Origin of the sequence: Curtobacterium sp. PhB191 (assembly GCF_004346515.1) — a bacterium.
Classification (GTDB): Bacteria; Actinomycetota; Actinomycetes; order Actinomycetales; family Microbacteriaceae; genus Curtobacterium.
On the sequence record NZ_SMBV01000001.1, the window covers coordinates 213,001 to 230,042 of the forward strand.

18 protein-coding genes are annotated in these 17,042 nt (G+C 71.9%); 16 read left to right on the forward strand and 2 right to left on the reverse strand.

The window, feature by feature from the left end:
• Positions 1-217: 217 nt before the first annotated feature.
• From EDF48_RS01005 to EDF48_RS01030, 6 genes are all read left to right on the forward strand, one after another.
• On the forward strand, positions 218-652 hold the full coding sequence (locus EDF48_RS01005; protein ID WP_123293224.1) for an ester cyclase: 435 nt from the start codon (positions 218-220) through the stop codon (positions 650-652).
• Between the two features lie 43 nt (positions 653-695).
• Positions 696-989 carry a hypothetical protein gene (locus tag EDF48_RS01010; RefSeq protein WP_131877586.1) on the forward strand — a complete coding sequence of 98 codons (294 nt, stop codon included), beginning with the start codon at positions 696-698 and terminating at the stop codon, positions 987-989.
• 63 nt (positions 990-1,052) lie between these two features.
• Positions 1,053-1,418, forward strand: a complete 366-nt coding sequence (locus EDF48_RS01015) for a hypothetical protein (RefSeq protein WP_131877588.1) — start codon at positions 1,053-1,055, stop codon at positions 1,416-1,418.
• 92 nt (positions 1,419-1,510) lie between these two features.
• Entirely contained in the window at positions 1,511-2,314 is an 804-nt protein-coding gene (locus EDF48_RS01020) for an oxygenase MpaB family protein (protein ID WP_165932298.1), read from the forward strand.
• A gap of 5 nt (positions 2,315-2,319) precedes the next feature.
• Positions 2,320-2,928 carry a hypothetical protein gene (locus EDF48_RS01025; RefSeq protein WP_131877592.1) on the forward strand — a complete coding sequence of 203 codons (609 nt, stop codon included), beginning with the start codon at positions 2,320-2,322 and terminating at the stop codon, positions 2,926-2,928.
• Entirely contained in the window at positions 2,928-3,536 is a 609-nt protein-coding gene (locus EDF48_RS01030; protein WP_123293218.1) for an FHA domain-containing protein, read from the forward strand. Before EDF48_RS01025 ends, EDF48_RS01030 begins: the two co-directional genes overlap by 1 nt.
• Positions 3,537-3,588: 52 nt before the next feature.
• Here the strand turns inward: EDF48_RS01030 and EDF48_RS01035 are convergent, their stop codons facing one another.
• Complete coding sequence (locus EDF48_RS01035; protein ID WP_131877594.1) at positions 3,589-8,010, reverse strand: FtsK/SpoIIIE domain-containing protein; 4,422 nt, start codon at positions 8,008-8,010, stop codon at positions 3,589-3,591.
• A gap of 107 nt (positions 8,011-8,117) precedes the next feature.
• On the opposite strand from EDF48_RS01035, the gene EDF48_RS01040 reads away from it, so the two are divergent.
• The 10 genes from EDF48_RS01040 (at position 8,118) to EDF48_RS01085 (ending at position 16,635) form a co-directional block, all read left to right on the forward strand.
• Entirely contained in the window at positions 8,118-8,414 is a 297-nt protein-coding gene (locus EDF48_RS01040; protein ID WP_071404660.1) for a WXG100 family type VII secretion target, read from the forward strand.
• Positions 8,415-8,514: 100 nt separating this feature from the next.
• On the forward strand, positions 8,515-8,844 hold the full coding sequence (locus EDF48_RS01045; protein WP_123936922.1) for a hypothetical protein: 330 nt from the start codon (positions 8,515-8,517) through the stop codon (positions 8,842-8,844).
• A gap of 2 nt (positions 8,845-8,846) precedes the next feature.
• The gene (locus tag EDF48_RS01050; protein ID WP_347812842.1) at positions 8,847-10,733 is read left to right on the forward strand and encodes a putative T7SS-secreted protein; all 1,887 of its coding nucleotides are present in this window, start codon (positions 8,847-8,849) and stop codon (positions 10,731-10,733) included.
• Positions 10,730-11,593, forward strand: a complete 864-nt coding sequence (locus tag EDF48_RS01055) for a hypothetical protein (RefSeq protein WP_131877598.1) — start codon at positions 10,730-10,732, stop codon at positions 11,591-11,593. The genes EDF48_RS01050 and EDF48_RS01055 overlap by 4 nt, the downstream gene beginning before the upstream one ends.
• Positions 11,593-12,273: a hypothetical protein gene (locus EDF48_RS01060; protein WP_131877600.1), complete on the forward strand. Its 681-nt coding sequence runs from the start codon at positions 11,593-11,595 to the stop codon at positions 12,271-12,273. Before EDF48_RS01055 ends, EDF48_RS01060 begins: the two co-directional genes overlap by 1 nt.
• Before the next feature lie 5 nt (positions 12,274-12,278).
• Positions 12,279-12,869 carry a hypothetical protein gene (locus EDF48_RS01065; RefSeq protein WP_131877602.1) on the forward strand — a complete coding sequence of 197 codons (591 nt, stop codon included), beginning with the start codon at positions 12,279-12,281 and terminating at the stop codon, positions 12,867-12,869.
• Between the two features lie 24 nt (positions 12,870-12,893).
• Positions 12,894-13,745, forward strand: a complete 852-nt coding sequence (locus tag EDF48_RS01070) for a phosphoribosyltransferase family protein (RefSeq protein WP_131877604.1) — start codon at positions 12,894-12,896, stop codon at positions 13,743-13,745.
• Positions 13,742-15,334 (forward strand): nicotinate phosphoribosyltransferase, encoded by a 1,593-nt coding sequence (locus EDF48_RS01075; protein WP_131877606.1) that lies wholly within the window; start codon positions 13,742-13,744, stop codon positions 15,332-15,334. The genes EDF48_RS01070 and EDF48_RS01075 overlap by 4 nt, the downstream gene beginning before the upstream one ends.
• Positions 15,331-15,981, forward strand: a complete 651-nt coding sequence (locus tag EDF48_RS01080) for an NUDIX hydrolase (RefSeq protein ID WP_131877608.1) — start codon at positions 15,331-15,333, stop codon at positions 15,979-15,981. Before EDF48_RS01075 ends, EDF48_RS01080 begins: the two co-directional genes overlap by 4 nt.
• An 18-nt stretch (positions 15,982-15,999) precedes the next feature.
• The gene (locus EDF48_RS01085; protein WP_131877610.1) at positions 16,000-16,635 is read left to right on the forward strand and encodes a pyridoxal 5'-phosphate synthase; all 636 of its coding nucleotides are present in this window, start codon (positions 16,000-16,002) and stop codon (positions 16,633-16,635) included.
• Positions 16,636-16,651: 16 nt separating this feature from the next.
• On the opposite strand, the gene EDF48_RS01090 is transcribed toward EDF48_RS01085, so the two are convergent.
• Complete coding sequence (locus tag EDF48_RS01090; RefSeq protein WP_131877612.1) at positions 16,652-17,032, reverse strand: hypothetical protein; 381 nt, start codon at positions 17,030-17,032, stop codon at positions 16,652-16,654.
• Positions 17,033-17,042: the final 10 nt, after the last annotated feature.

Here is a 17,042-nt window from a genome sequence, read left to right on the forward strand (position 1 = left end):
TCGAGACAACGGGCGGCGCGGGACGCAGGGGAAGGCGCGGTCGCTCGACCACCCGTCGGCGACCGCGCTCCACTCCCCCGAGCACCGGCAGTGTGCACGGCCGTCGTGACGGGGAGGTGTCCCGAAGGTGAACTCGCGCACCCTGGACGCCGCTCTCACCGACCCGGCGTACACCGGAAGGCCCGAACCACCGGATGGCCCGAACGAAGGAGCGCGCATGACCGCGGAACAGAACCAGCAGGCACAGGAACGACTCGGCGAGATCCTGGAGGCGCGGGCCTTCGACCGCTTCCCCGAGGTGTGGGCCGAGGACGTCGTGGACCACGACCCCGCGCCCGACCAGCAGCCCGGTCTCGCGGGGATCGTCGACTTCTGGACCGAGTTCACCACCGCGTTCCCGGACCTCACGCTCGAGCCCGACCCGCTCGTCGTCACGGACGACTACATCACCGCGGTGTTCACGATCCGCGGCACCCACACCGGTCCGTTCCAGGGCCACGCTCCGACGGGTCGCACCTTCGAGGTCCGCGGCATCCAGGTCTCGAAGTTCCGTGACGGCAAGATCGCCGAACGCTGGGGCGCGACCGACGAGAAGGGCCTGGCGGAGCAGCTCGCGCTCGGCTCCGGCGACGTCCACTTCGTCAGCGCCTGAACACCATCGGACACCCGGCACCACCCACACCCAGGAGGACACCATGAGCGATCCCGGCATCAGCCCCGTCGACGACTTCGAGGCCCAGCAGCGCCGCGACGACGACATCGACCGCGAGCACGTCGGCCCGTACGAGGTGGACGAGTCCGAGGAGTCCCTCGAGACCGTGACGAACGACGCCGTCGCCGGCGAGACCGTCGAGCCGCAGCGCGGTGACGGTACCGACGACGGCCCGACCGGCGGCTCCCCGCGCGAGGGGTCGCCCGACCTGTGGGAGCACGACGCCGACGAGGACCGGCCGGACCTGGGGGGCGACCTCGGCACCAAGCCGCTCTGATCCGCACCGCCTGATCAGCGCCTCCCCCAGGGATCCGCGGAACACGGCCCGTAGCATCGGGCCGTGTTCCGTCGTGTCCGAGCCAGCGTCCGCAGCATGCCGTCGGCCGCCCGCCTGGTGGCCATCGCGGCGATGCTGCTCGTCGCGGCCTCCGCACACCTCGCCGCGCAGTCGGAGCCGGCAGGTCGATGGGTCCCGCTCCTCGCGGTCGCGGTGGTCGGAGCCGTCGTCACCGGAGCACCGAGCCGCCTCTGGCCGCTCCCCGCGATCTGGCTCGTCGCGACCCTGCTCGCCCTGACGGGCGACGTCCGGGTCGACGGCACGTACCTGGTGGCCGCCCTCGTGACCGGCGCGGTCGCGCTCGTCGCGGCGATCGTCGCTGATCTCGTCCCCGTCCTGCGGGCGCGACGCCGACGGGGTGGACCGTGACCACCCCACGGCCTGGAGGCCCGGTGCCGGGCCCGCCACGTCCCTCCAGTCACGGCCGTCACCCCGCTGGCGCGGTGCGCCGGAACCGGCTGGTGGGGCCCACCTCCCGTCCGTCGTCCGGTCGCGTCCACGACCGCAGCCTGCGTCGGTTCCTCGGTGACAGCACGCCCGTGGCCGCGGGTGGCCGCGCCATCCTGCTGCAGATCGCCGACCCGGTCGTCGCGGCGGGGGTCCGTCGGCACTCGGACTTCGCCCGTCGACCGCAGCAGCGGCTGGCCCACACCCTGATGTTCGTGTACGCCGTCGTCTCCGGCACGGAGCGTGACGCCGCGATCGCCGCGGGTTTCGTGAACCGTGCCCACGTGCCCGTGACCGGCGCGGACGACGTCGACCGGCAGCTGTGGGTGGCCGCGACCCTGTTCGACTCGGCTCGTCGGGCGCACGACCTGTTCGGCGCTCCCGTCACGGCGGAACGCGCCGAGGCCGTGCTCGCCGCGTACGCCCCGATCGCGACGACGCTGCGGGTGCCCGCCGAGCGCTGGCCGACCTCGGTGGCGGCCTTCGACGAGTACTGGGCCGACGCCCTCGACCGGCTCGAGGTCACCGACGACGCCCGCGGGGTGGTGCGTGACCTGCTCCACCCGCGGTTCGCGCCGCTCTGGGTGCGTGCCGCGATGCCGCTCGTCCGGATCGTCACGGTCGGGATGCTGCCGGAACGGCTGCGGACCGCGTACGGGTTCGCGTGGGGGCCGCGCGAGCAACGGCGGTTCCAGCGGACGGTCGCCGTGGTCAGCGGGGTGCGGTCGGTCCTGCCCGGGGCCCTGCTGCGGCTGCCGGGTCCGCTGCTGCTGCGGGCGATGCGCCGGACGGCCGGGCGACACGCCACGGTACGGTAGCGGGCATGTCGGTCGACCACTTCGCCATCACGGTCCCGCGCTCCTGGTTCGAGCTGCCCGTCGAGCCGGAGCGCCGCGACGACCGGATCAGCGCCCTCGTGCAGGAACGCATCGAGGACCAGCGCGACCTCTGGGACCACCGCACCGAGATCGTCCGGGCCCTCCGTCGGTTCGCGCGGTCGGCGTGGGACAGCGGTGCGCGGTACTGCGCGGCCTTCGCCGAGCCGAGCGAGGACGGCATCGTCTCCGGCGCACTGACTGTCACCGTCCTGCCCGCTCCCGAGGCCGGCGGCGACCCGCTCGCCGCCCTGACCGACCACGTCGCCGCGCTCGGCGGTGACGACGACGGCATGCACGTCGACGTGCACGAGGTCCCCCGCGTCGGCCGGGTGCCGCGCGTCTGGGGCGTCTCGACCGTGCAGGCGCCGGACGGCCGCGGCTCGTTCGACGTCGTGCTCATGCAGACGTTCGTGCCGGCCGGTGACCAGGTCGCGCTGGTGAGCGTGTCCTCGCCCGCGACCGACCTGGCCGAGCCGCTGTACGAACTGTTCGAGACCGTGACCGACACCTTCGAGCTCATCGACTCGGCCACGGTCGGCGGCGGGGTCGACTGATGCGGATCTGGCCGTTCCGGAAGCGTCGGAAACCCGTCGAGCCCGTCGTCGAGCGGGTCACCGTCGACGACCTCGCGCGGATGGCGCAGCGCGGCGAACTCGCCCGCGCGGTCGTCACGCCGCCGCCGGCTCCCCGCGCCAGCGCCGACCGGGTGCGGGCGACCGTCGCGCAGCTGCCCGGGCGTCCCCTGGGCTCCGCCGGTGGCACGGCTCGCCGTGACGCGGCTCCGGCCCGGCAGACCGCGGCGGCCGTCCTGGTGCTCGACGACCACCAGCGGGTGACCGTGTCCGGTGGCGGGCTGATCGGCCGTGACCCGGCGAGCGCCCACCCGGACGGCGGCTACGCGCACATGATCGCGCTCGAGGACCCGGACAAGCTGCTCAGCCGCACGCACCTGGAGTTCGGCTTCGGTGCCGAGGGCTCGCTCTGGGTGCTCGACACGGCGTCGGCGAACGGGGTCGAGCTGCAGCGGCCGGGGTTCCCGGCGACGATGGTGCCGCCGGCGCAGCGAACCGTGGTGCAGCCGGGCGACGTGGTCGTGTTCGGCGGCCACACGCTGCGCGCCGAGCCGCAGACCGCGCTGGTCGGCGAAGCCCCACTCGGCTGACGCCGAGCGGCGCAGCGGCGCGACGCTGGCGCGCGACGTCGCGCTGTCCCCGTCAGTCGGCGGGCACCTGCACCAGCCGCAGCGCCTGGTCGGCGTCGTTGAGCAGCGCCCGACCCGGCACCCGGTCCTGCGTCACCAGGCTCTTCGACAGCTTCGTCCCGATCAGGTCGCCGTCGACGGTGCTGAGCGGCGCGAGCAGCATTCCGCGACGGGCCTTCTTCGCGTCGACCTGCCAGCCACGGAACCCGCTCGCGACGCCCTCGACGTCGCCGGCGATGACGAGCCCGACCGAACGGCCCCGGTCGGAGTCCATGACCGCCCGGAACACCGGTTCGGCCGGGGTCTCCTTGAGCGCCTCGGCGTCGTCGACGAGCACGAGCGTGAAGCCGTCCGAGCCGGTGTCGATCGCGGCGGAGAGGCCCTCGGCCCCGATCCCGCCGTCGGTGACCACGGTCGCGCGCGGGGCGCCCTCGAGTGCCCGGAGCGGGGAGTCCCGCGGCGTGACCGCGACGACCGACCCACCCGCGGACAGGACGTGCCGGGCCATCGCGACGAGCGCGGTGCTCTTGCCGGAGCGCGGGCTGCCGGCGACGATGAACACCGGGGTGTCCTGCACGAAGTCGTGGGTGAAGAGCCGGAGCTCGTCGCCGCCGACGCCGAGCGCGACCCGACCGACCGAGGCGTCCGCCGAGGGCAGGTACCGCACGGCCTCCTCGAACGTGATGGACCGCGGCAGCACGTCGATCCGGAACGGCTTCGGCACGGTCGCGGGGACGTGGGCGCGGACCTCGTCGCCGATGCCACGGATCGCCGCCGCCTGGTCACGGCCGCCGAGGCCACCGGGCAGCACGGCGACCTGGGTCTCCGTCGCAGTGGCGTTCCGGAAGCCGCGGCCGGGCGGGATCGACTCCGGCAGCTTCTTGCCGTTGATGCCCTCGTAGTTGTAGTCGCCGCGGTCGGCCAGGGCGAGCAGCAGCTTCCGCTCCACCTGGCTCGACATCCGGCCGGAGGTCAGCGTGCGGTCCCCGGAGACGATCAGGTGCACGCCGACGCCGACGCCCTCGCGCAGCAGCGTCTGGACGGCGTCGTGCAGCGCACCGTTCTCGGCGTCGGCCAGGGTCGCCATGAAGCTCTCCCACTGGTCCAGGAACACGACGACGTGCGGCAGCGGGGTGGTGTGCTCGTCGGACCGCTGCTCGGCGATGGACGAGTACCCGCCGCTCGCGAAGGCGGCCTGGCGCTCCTGCACGGTGCGGAGCAGGATGCCGAGCAGCCGCGAGACCCGGTCGGGCTCGTGCCGCTGCACCACGGCACCGCAGTGCGGCAGGGCCCCGAGCGCGAGCAGGGCGCCGTTGCCGCAGTCGATCCCGTACATGTGCACGTCACCGACGCCGAGGCGCAGGGCCATCGCACCGGCCAGGGTGCGGAGCGTCTGGCTGCGGCCGGAGCGCGGCGACCCGATGACGAACAGGTGGCCGTCGGCGTCGAGGTCGAACACGGCGGGGCGCTGCTGCTGGTCGGCGGGGTGGTCCTCGACACCCCAGGCCACGGCGAGCGGCGGCAGCTCGGCGGCACCTGCGGCACCGGCGGCTTCGACGTCGTCGAGTCCGACGACCGCACCGAGGGGCGGCAGCCACGGCTTCCGCTGCTCGGGGGTGCCGAGGGCGCGGGTGGCGTCGCCGATCGACGCGACGAGGACGCTCAGGTCGGTGACCTCCACGTCGCTGGCGGCGGCCTCGACGGCTGCCGGGCGGGGGGCTGGTTCGCTGTACGAGGCGAAGGTGAGTTCGCGGACCAGGGCGGGCCGGGCCTCCTGGTCGCCCGTGCCGGGCCGACGCCCGCCCACCCGACCGGACTGGAAGGGCAGCAACGAGGCCGCGCCGAGCCGCACGTACGCGCGACCGGGAGTGGTCTTCGCGATCCGCGCGGCGTCGTTCGCGCCGATGACGTCCTGGCTCTCCGACTGGTCGGTGACGCGCAACGCGATCCGCAGGTTCGTGTTGGCGCGGATCTCGGGCGACACGACACCGCCGGGGCGCTGGGTGGCGAGCACGAGGTGGATGCCGAGCGAGCGCCCGCGTTGGGCGATGTTCACCAGGCCCTTGACGAAGTCCGGGAGCTCGCGGGCGAGCGAGGCGAACTCGTCGATGACGATGAGCAGCCGCGGCAGGCTCGGGATCGCGTCGCCCGACGCCGCGCGCTTCGCCTGCAGGTCCTGGTAGTCCTCCAGGTCCTTCGCGCCGACCTCGGCCAGGGCGTGCTCGCGGGTGCGCAGTTCTGCTCCGAGCGACTCCAGCGCCCGCTCCACCTGGTGGGTGTCGAGGTCGGTGACCATGCCGACCGTGTGCGGCAGGTCGACGCAGTCCTTGAACGCCGCACCGCCCTTGTAGTCGACGAGCACGAAGTTCATCTCGTCCGGCCGGTTCGCGACGGCGAGCGACGCGACGATCGTCTGCAGCAGCTCGGACTTGCCGGAACCGGTCGTGCCGGCGACGAGTCCGTGCGGACCGTCGTTCCGCAGGTCGATCGCGAACGGCCCGTCGATCGAGGCGCCGATGACGGCAGTCGTGCTGCGTCCACCGAGCAGCCAGCGGGCCTGCACGGCCTCGGACGTCGGCGGTTCGAGCTGGAGGACGTCGAGCAGCCGCGCCGACGACGGGATGGCGCCGTCCTGCACGTCCGGGCTGGCGTCGACGATCGGCGACAGCGACCGGGCGACCCACTCGAGCCAGTCCTGGTCGACCAAGTCGGGTCGGGCATCGTCGATCCGCTCGCTGCGCTGCTGCGTGACCCGGATCCGGTCGTCGCGGACCACGACCACGGCGTCGCACTCCTCGGGCAGGAGCCGCTCGTCCAGGTCGAGGCAGATGCTGAACACCCCGACCGACGGCCCCTCCTTGAGCACCTGCACGAGCGACGGCATCGCACGCAGGCGTCGGGCGCCGTCCATCACGACCACGATCTCGTCGGCCGGCGGCGTCTTCTTGCCGATGCCGGCTTCCTTCCGGGCGTCGATGACCGCCGCGAGCTCGGCGATGGCCCGCGCGGTCGTCGCGGCGTTCGAGGCGATGCTCGTCATCGGCTGGTCGGCGCCGTCGCGGCGGACGTGCGGCAACCAGGACATCCACTCCCACAGCGCGGTCCGGGTGGTGTCGGTGAGCAGCGTGAAGGTGACGTCCTTCGGGCTCTGCAGCGTCGCGAGCTGCGCGACCACCCAGTTCGCCAGCCGTCGGGCGTCGTCGTCCGGGCCGGCGATGCCGATCACGCCACGCTCCGCCAGGCGGATCCGGACCGGCACGTCGGTCGCGTCCCACGCGACGGTCCGCTTGTGCGACAGCTGTTCCGGGTCCTCGATGGTCACCTCGGACCGCTGCGTCGCCGTGCCGACACGGACGAGCAGGTGGTCGGGGTCGGTCCGACGCCGCTCCCACAGGCGCGGCAGCGGCGTGACCGCCGTCTCGTAGACGGCAGCCGGGTCGGGGGCGCTCGCGATCCAGCGTGCCCGTTCGGACTGGAGGCTCTCGGTCGCGTCCGCCTCGATGCGCGCCTTGGTGTCCTCGTACTCCACGATCCGCTGGCGGTACGTCTTCTTGCCCTGACGGCGACCCTGGAGGCCCGTGATGATCATCAGGATCGGCGACAGCAGGGCGATGAGCAGGTAGATCCAGCGACCGGTGGTCGACACGAACATCACGGCCATGCCCATCGGCGCCAGCGCCATCAGGATGGGCAGCGCCCGCGCCGGGGGTTCGGTCGGCGGGGCCGGCAGCTGGAAGCGGGTGTGCTCGTCGGGCGGCAGGATGCGCGGCGGGCGGTTGTACTCGAGCGACATGCCGTCGTCGGCCAGGGACAGGTGCGCCCCACGGTCCGGCGCCCGACCGAAGCCGAGCAGGACCCCGCCGATCGCCAGCTGCGCGGTCTCCGGCCAGTCGGTCTCCTCGGTGACGGCAGCACCGTCGAGCACCGCCCCGGCGAAGCCGTTCGCCGGACGGACCTTCGCGCCGTCGGCCGTGACCGACACGAGCAGGGCGACCTCCGGTACGGTCTCGGCCCCGGTGGCCTCGGCCTCGACCTCGGCGGTGGTGCTCACCGGGATGCGCACCGTGGCGTTCGTCGCCGTGCCGATCGTCACCGTGCCGGTGCCCACCCGCACGATGGTGCCGGCGTGCAGGCCCGAGACGATCCGGATCTCGGCGTCGGTCAGTGGACGGAGCGGCTGCGGCGGCACCTGCTCGAGGCTGCGGGCCACGACCACGCCCTCGCGCACACCGGACTCGGCGACCGTCGCCGCCAGGTCGAGCGGCTGCTCGCCGACGAAGTACGCCGGGGTCCGTCCGGAGGCCACGACGTCCGTCGCGATGAGGCGTTCGGCCTCGGCGACGAGCTCGCCGACCGCACGGGTGTCGTCCCCGTCGACGTAGACGTTGGCGGTCTGACCGCTCTCGCGGTCGACCATCGTGAACGTGAAGGTCATGGCATCCCCCGTAGCATTGACTACATGTCGCAGGACGATGGTAGTGTCCCCTCCAACACGCCCCGTTGGGGGGACATGACGAAACTCCGGGGAAAGGGAGTCACACCGTGGCGAACATCAACGTCTCGTACGCAGACCTCGAGGCAGCAGCCTCCGACCTCAAGGCGGGTCAGGCGGACATCGAAGACCGTCTCTCCGCCCTGCAGCGCAAGATCCAGCAGCTCATCTCCGACGGCTACGTCACCGACAAGTCGTCCGTCGCGTTCGGCGAGTCCTACGACGAGTTCAACCGTGGCGTGACCCAGACCGTCCAGGGACTCGAGGGCCTGTCGACGTTCCTGTCGAAGGCGTCGCAGACCCTGTCCGAGACGGACGAGTCGCTCGCTTCCGGCCTCAAGGGCTGACACCGCTGACGACCCCGTGTCCCGCGATCGCGTGGGGCACGGGGTCGACGCGGTTCCGGTGGCGGTGGCTTCCGGTTCGTGATCGGGGAGGGATTGTTCCGTGGCTTCGAGACTGCTCGTTGACCTGATGGGGCTCGGGGAGCTCCAGACCGACCTGTCGACCGTGCACAGCACGCTCGAACAGGCGCACAAGCGCGTCGACGCGTCCGACGACGAGATCGGCTCGGGCACCGTGCAGGACGCCCTGCACGACTTCGACCACCGTTGGGGCGACAAGCGCGACAAGATCAGCGACTCGACGAAGGCGCTGGCGGACATGCTCAGCGCGTCCGTCGAGACCTACACCGAGACCGACGAGCAGCTCGCACAGGCACTGCAGGTCAACGACGAGAACGGCGGCGGCGGACCCGCTGCCTCGAGGGCGGAGTAGTCATGGGGCGGCCGTCGGGGTGGGATGTCGTCGATCAGGGTGATGATCCGGTCAAGGGGGATCCGTCGACGTTGCGGATGATGTCGCGGGAGTACCAGCGCATCTCCGACGCAGCCGATGACGCCTCGACCCGGCTGCAGTCGGTGAAGGGGTCGGGGTGGCTGACCGACTGGGAGGGTGAAGCCGCCGACGTGTTCGTCGACGCGATCGAGGACACCCCGTCGGACCTGACCAAGCTCGTCGACTCGTACGAACTCGCCGCGACCGCGTTGTCGGGGTGGGCGGACACGGTCGATGACACCCAGTACCGGGCTGATGGTGCGCTCGCGGATGCGAAGGACGCGTCCGGGGACCTCGCCGCGGCGCAGGACCGGCTCTCCGATGCGCAGTCGAACCTGTCGCACTACCAGTCGGCGTCGTCCGACCTGTCGAAGGTCGCGGAGAAGTACCCGGCTGGCTCCGAGGTGCCGGACGGGGTGGACGTGCCGTCGCCGGCGCAGTTGCGGGCGGCGTCCGACAACGCTTCCGTCGCGCAGGGGTCCGTGTCGTCCGCGCAGGGCGACATCGCGGCGGCGCAGTCGCGGATCGACGCGGCGAAGCGGCTCGTGGCGGATGCGAAGGGTGACTGGCAGGACGCGGAGCAGCGGACCGCGACGAAGATCGGTGAAGCGGCCGACGCGGGGCTGGGGAAGCAGTCCACGTGGGACAAGATCTTCGGGTCCGAGGCGTGGGAGACCATCGTCTCCATCGCGAAGGTCGTCGTCGCCGTGGGCGGCATCATCGTCATGATCATCGGCGGGCCACTCGCCTGGATCGTGCTCGGGGCAGCCCTGCTCGTCCTCGCCGACACCCTGTACAAGATGTCGAAGGGCACCGCCGATGGGTGGGACCTCGCCTTCGCGCTGCTCGACTGCATCCCGGGGATGAAGGGGATCACCACCGCGGCGAAGATCGGCGAGGAGTTCGCGAAGGGCGCCTCACTCGCTGCCAAGTTCAGCTCGGCCGGTCGACACGTCGCCTCGGAGAGCCGACAGCTGTTCGCGCCGGGTCTGCACCTCGTCAACAACCTGCGCCACGGTGCAGCCCTCCGCTCGGTCGAGTCGCTCCGCGCCCTCGCCGTGCACGGCGGTTCCGCGGCGGTCGGTGCACTCCGACGTCCGGGCGACGGCTTCATCGCCTCGGTCCGGTCGATGCCGGAGATCGCGAACAAGGCCACGCAGGCGTACTGGGACAACGGCGGGTCCTCCCTCGCCGAGCTCGCGCGGCACTGGCAGGGTGGCAAGGGCGGCTTCCAGAGTGGCTACCTCGGTGTCGACCGCTGGGCGAACGGCGACGCCGACTCGCTCGTCGGGCAGACGCTCCAGATCAGCGGTCCTGGCCACGGCAACTTCTACGTCCCCGACGGCACCATGCACGCCGGCGGCAGCGCCTCGAACTACAGCGAGTCCGTGCAGGTGGGCGTCCAGTCCCACGCCGGTCACGACGGCGTCCCGGCAGGAGCGTCCACGCACCCCGACTACCGCAACACCGGCGACAGCTACCTGGTGAACCAACCGCTGCCACACGCCGAGGGCACCGCGCAGGCGAACACCCAGTTCGGCGGTGGCGGGCAGCACCAGCTCTTCACGGACAAGTCGACGAGCGACCTGGTGAACACCGGCGTGCTCAGCCCGGTCGACCAGGCGGGGAACGTCGTCCCCGACGGGATGAACCAGGTGCTGATGGACCCGGCCACGCGGAGTCCACAGCCGGGGGTCCTCACGACGAACCAGTACGCGAACGCGCTGCACGACCTCGGCTCGCGCGGGCCGGCCGTCGCGGCGGGCATCGTGACGGCGCCGTGGGACATCAGCGAGGCGACGCAGTCCGTCCAGGACCGACTGCGGTGACCCGCAGCGGCGTCACCCGGGCGGGTCACGAGCTCCTGGACCGTTCACCGTCCTGGAACGCCCTGCCCGAGCGCGCCGCGGACGGCCGGTGGACCATCACCGACACCGTCGACCCACTGTGGCCGGAGTACGGCGCGAGCCTGCGACTGCTCAACGCCCTGTCGGACGATGGCCACGAGGTCGAGGACCTCGACGGCACGCTGTTCGAACGCGGGCGACAGGTCGTCGTCCCGCGCGCGGCGCTCGTCCACACGACTTCCGCACCCGCGGTCCTCGAGTCGGTGGCCCTGCCGGACTCGTTCCACGTCGCATCGTTCGCCGTCGACGGCCGGACCGACGCGAACATCGAGGACGGCTGGCGGAACGAGTACGAACCGCGCCGCTTCCGCACGACGTTGAGCCCGGACCGAGCAGCGATCGACCGCCACGAACCCGGGGTGGTGCCGACGACGGTGTCCCGCATCGAGAAGACCGTGGAACCCCTGCCGGCCGATGCCCGCGGAACGTACACCGTGCCGTCGACCGGCCCGTACGAACAGGGTTGGGGCAGACTCGCTCCGATCGTCCGCACGATCGGCGACCTCGGGTACGACGTGCGTCCCGACCTCGGCGCGTACGCGACGCTGTCCGGTGTCGTCCGCCCGACGTGGGGCACCGAGATCCGCGGAGCCGACGACTGGGCCGAACTGCTCGCCCGGTTCGTGTTCCCGCAGGGCGTCCAGTCAGAGGTACTCTCCGACGGGTACGCGATCATCCGCGACATCCCCCACCCCGGCGACCCGCTGCACCCGACGTTCGCGCTCGTGTTCACACCCCCGTCGGCGGCACGACCGAGCCTGTTCGCGAGGATCTTCTCCTGATGAGCACCACCACGAACCTCACCTCCGCACAGCGACGCGCCCTGATGGTGCGCTCGCGGTTCGCGTTCGCAGCTGCCGAGGTCGTCGCGCTCCGACACGACGAGCAGGGAATCCCACTCGGCGTCGTCAGCCCCGAGGGCATCCCCCTCGCGCTGGCCTTCACCGATCCCGCAGCGGCCGTCGCCCGCATCCCGGCCGGGGTCGCTGCGACGCCGCTGTCACTGCCGATGTCACGTCTGGTCGCTGGCCTGCCCGCTGACTGGGGTCTCGTGCTCGACATCGACCAGCCCTACCCGCAGGTCGTGCAGCCCGACGAGAAGCAGACGGTCATCGCCGCCGGCGGTCCGTTCCCCGACGGAGCCGAGGTCACGCTCCGCCCGGCACCGTCCGCGTCCCAGGGGTTCTCCGACGCGCTCGCCGAACGAGCCCCGCTCACGCCTGGCGTGGTCCGCGTGTGGCTGTTCCGCCACGGCGTCGACATCGTGCCCGAGGACCTCATGGTCGTGGTGGCGACGGCGGACCGTGACGCCGCGTTCGCCTTCTCCGAGATCGTGTTCGAGGTCGCACGCGCGTACGACGTGCCGGTGCCGGTCCTCACCGCCTGGATCGACGAGCTCCCCGTCGAGCACGCCACGTGGGTGCGTCAGCAGCCGCCGCTCGCGCACGTCGAACGGCACTGAGCCCGATGCACCGTGGACACCCGGCGGTCGTGGTCCAGCGGGTCGGCGTCCCGGTCGAACTGCACGTGGTCGTCGACTCGCGCGGCCGGCCGGAACGGGAGCAGCTCGACCACGGTGCCGCGGTGCACTGGGCCTACAGCGATCCGACCGACCGTCCGACCGACTTCGGTGCTGGGACGCAGTGCATCTCCAGCGACACACTCCGCCAGCGCGAGGCCACGGGCTCGGTACGGTTCGTCATCGACCCGGCGGGCCCGTCCCGCGCCGGTACGGAGTTCCTCCCACCTCCTCGGCCGCCGGTGCTCGCCACGCTCCGGTCCGTGACGCCGACGCCGCTCGGGACGGCCGCCGGCCTCTGGGCCGCGATCACCGCCGACACCGTCTCGCCCGGGCGGTCGCTCATGCTCCGTTCGGGTCGGTGGTCGCTCCCCGTGGTGCTGGCCCGAGACCCCCGGGCGACGGCTGCGGCGATCAGACACGCCCTCGGCGACCGCCCGCACCCGGCGATCTTCGTGGTGGAACGTCCCTCAGGGCTGCCGCGGCCGTGGCGGGCTGGAGCGCAGGCAGCGATCGAGACTGCGTTCTTGTCCTCCTGACAAATACCGTGGTACGGTCGAGCCATGGCAGTCGAACTCAGCACCTGGGACGCCCAGGGCAACCAGACGACAGCGACGTTCTCCACCATGCGGTTCCCCGCCGGTGAAGCCCACGTCAAGGTCGCGAACGACACCGCCGAGCCGGGGAGACTCATCGAGATCGCGACCCTGCGCGGCACGAGCGGCGACGACCTGATCATGCTCGGCATGTGGGCGGACGCCGTGCGGCAGCGCGGATCGAGGTCCGTCGCGCTCGTCCCCTACCTGCCCGGAGCCCGGCAGGACCGCGGCTTGCCGTTCGGCGCGAAGGTCTACGCGGACGTCCTCAACGGCTTCCACCTCGACCAGGTCATCGCGTTCGACCCGCACTCGCCGGTCATCGTCGGCCTGGTCGACAACCTGACCGTCGTCACGAGCGAGCAGGTCGTCCGTGACGCCGTGGTCGGCGCACCCGAGCACGACGGCGGCGCCCCGTACACCGGCATCATCGCTCCGGACAAGGGCGCGGTCCCCCGTGCAACCGCGGTCGCCGAGGCGTGCGGGCTGCCGCTCTACCGGGCCGAGAAGCACCGCAACCCCGACACTGGCAAGCTCGACGGCTTCACCTGCGAACCCCTGCCCGACACCGGCCGGTTCCTGGTGGTCGACGACATCTGCGACGGCGGCGGCACGTTCATGGGGCTCGCGGGCTCGACGGGCCTACCCAAGGAACGCCTCGGCCTCTGGGTCTCGCACGGCGTCTTCTCCGGCCGGGCAGCACAGCTCGCCGACCACTTCGGCGAGATCGTCACCACCGACTCGTACCCGGCGCAGAACGCCATCGACGGCCTGCGCACGATCGCACTCACCCCCTACCTGACGGAGCAGATCCGATGACGCAGACCACGAGCACCACGACCACCGCGAACGCCGGAACGACCACCGGGATCGAGCCGCGCATCACCACGGCGAGCCCGATCGCGCCGCTACTGGCCGTCGACGGTTACAAGCACTCGCACCGGCAGGTCTACCCGGCCGGCACCACCCGCATCCTGATCAACTGGACGAACCGGTCGAACGCGCACATGCCCGAGTCGACGCACGCCGTGGTCTTCGGGCTGCAGGCGTTCATCCAGCGCTCGCTCGTCGAGGCCTGGGCACCGTTCTTCGCGGCGGACGAAGACGAGGTCGTCCGGCTCTTCGACGAAGCGCTGCAGAGCTACTTCGGCCCGAACCACATCGGCACCGACCACGTCCGGGCCCTGCACCGCCTCGGCTCCCTGCCCCTCGAGATCCGTGCGCTGCCCGAGGGCACCCTCGCACCGATCGGCGTCGCGACCCTGACCGTCGAGAACACGATCGACGAGTTCTACTGGCTGCCCAACTACATCGAGACCGCCCTGTCGGCGTCGATCTGGCACCCGTCGACGGTCGCAACGAAGGCGCTCGAGTACCGCGACCTGATGGAGGACTGGGCCGCCCGCACCGGCGCGGTCCCGGCCGGCATCGACTTCGCCGCGCACGACTTCTCGTTCCGTGGGCAGTCGAGCATCGAGTCGGCCGCAGCGGGCGGCGCGGGCCACCTCCTGTCGTTCCTCGGCACCGACTCGATGCCGTCGCTCGACTTCATCGACCGCTACTACCCGGGCGACAACGGTTGGGTGGCCGCGAGCGTGCCCGCCACCGAGCACAGCGTGATGTGCGTCCGCGGCGCCGACGGCGAGCTGGCGACCTTCGAGCAGATCCTCGACGTGTACCCGACGGGCATCGTGTCGGCGGTCAGCGACGGCTTCGACCTGTTCAAGGTCATCACCGAGACCCTGCCGCAGCTCAAGGACCGCATCACCGGTCGTGACGGCAAGCTCGTCATCCGACCCGACTCGGGCGACCCGGTCGACATCGTCACCGGCACCGTGCACGGTGTCGACGAGGCGGAACTGTTCGCCGCCGACCGCAGCCACGAGCAGAAGGGCGTCGTCGAACTGCTCGACGAGATCTTCGGGCACACCGTGAACGAGCAGGGCTTCAAGGTCCTCGACCAGCACATCGGCGTCATCTACGGCGACAGCATCACGCTCGACCGTGCCCGTCGCATCTACGAGCGCCTGGCCGCCAAGGGGTACTCGAGCGACAACATCGTGCTCGGCATCGGGTCGTACACGTACCAGTACATGACCCGCGACAACCTCGGCAGCGCGGTCAAGGCCACGTGGGCACTCGTCGACGGCGAGCCCGTCGACATCCAGAAGGACCCGAAGACCGGCAGCGGCAAGAAGAGCGCGAAGGGCCGCATTGCCCTGCACCGCGACGAGACCGGCGAGATCCGGCAGACGGACCAGGCCACGGCCGACGACGAAGCGACCAGCCTGCTCCAGCCGGTGTGGGTCGACGGCCGCTTCACGCGCCTCCAGTCCTTCGCCGACGTCCGCCAGACGCTCCGCGACGAGCGTTCGGCTCGTGCCACCCGCCGGGGGGCCACCGCGTGACCGACGCCGCAGCGGCGATCCGCGACCAACCGCTCATCGCGATCGACGTCGTCCCGGTGTCCTTCGTGACGACGGACGGTCTACGGGTCGCCACCGCGCGTCGGGCGTACGCACCGTACGCCGGACAGGAAGCGCTCCCCGGCGTGCTCCTCGACGGCACCGAGATCCTCGCCGACGGTGCGCGGCGCGCCCTGCGGACCAAGACCGGCGTCGGCCCGGCAGCGGTGCGCCACCTCGCGCAGGTCGGCGCGTTCGACGGACCCGACCGCGATCCACGGAGCTCCGCGATCAGCATCGCGTTCCTCGCGGTCATCGACCCGGCAGCGCACGCCGACGCAACGTGGCACGACGTCGGCGCGCTGCCGCTCGGACTGCCGTTCGACCACGACCGGATCGTCGACTCGGCGCTCGAGCGCGCACGGGTCCTCCTCTGGTCTGACCTGCCGTTCACACGAGCGCTGCTCGGCGATCCGTTCACCACGGCGGACGCCGCTCGGCTGCGGATCGCCCTGACGGGGACCACACCGGATCCGGGCAACCTCAACCGGACGCTCCGTACGAACACCGCGCTTGCCCGGGTCGACCTCCCAGCGATTGCGGGACCCCGGGGCGGGCGTCCCCCGGCAGCCTGGACGTGGCAGGACTGAGCACGGTTGGGTGGACCCATGTCCTCCTCCCTGTCCGGTGACGACTCCCTGCACCTGCCCGAGTTCGACGCACCCCCGGCGTCGCCGCTCGACCTCGCGCAGCAGTGGCTGGATGCCGCGGACGAACGCGACGTCTCCGAGCCGAAGTCGATGACCCTCGCCACGGCCGGAGCGGACGGCCGGGTGTCCGCCCGCACGGTCGACGTGAAGCGACTCGACGACCGCGGGCTCGTGTTCGGCACCTCGACCCTGAGCCCGAAGGGTCGTCAGCTCGCCGACAACCCGCACGCGGCACTCCAGGTCTACTGGCGCGAGACCATGCAGCAGCTCCGGTTCGAGGGCCGGGCCGTGCAGCTGACCGACGACGAATCCGACGCGCTGTTCGCGGATCGCTCGCCGAAGTCCCGCGCCGCCACCGCCATCGCCGACCAGTCCGCCGTGCTCGAACCGCGGACGCTGCAGGACCTGATCGACGACGCCAACGTGCTGCTCGACGAGTCCGACGACGCCGTGCCACGGCCGGCTGGGTGGGTCGCGTGGCGGCTCGAGCCCGACGTGGTGGAGTTCTGGCACGGCAGCCGCGACCGGATGCACCGCCGCCTGCAGTACGTGCTCGCCGACGGCGCCTGGTCGGCCACCCGCCTGCAGCCGTAGTCGAGTCCGCTCCCGGTCAGTCCCGCTGCCACCACGACGGCTTCGCGGACTCGACGCTGATCGTCAGCGACCGCGCGTCGTCGGACTTCCTGCCCACCACGAACACCCTCGCCGTGGGGTCCGCGGCCATCAAGCGCCACACCGGCCACGTGTGCGGACCGAGCTTCGGGTCGTACCACGGCCCCGGTCCGTTGTCGCTCTCGACCAGCGCGCGCCGAACGCTGGCCGGGTCGAGTTCGGGAACGCCAGCAGCCCGTGCCTGCGTCAGGACACGAGCGACACCAGCATCGACGGCCGTCGACCGCGCGGCCCGGGCCAGCCGTAGCCGGCGTCGCGTGACCAGGTACCCGAGGGCGATGAGCCCCGCGGCAACCAGCACCGTGCCGACCAGGACCACTGCGGTACCG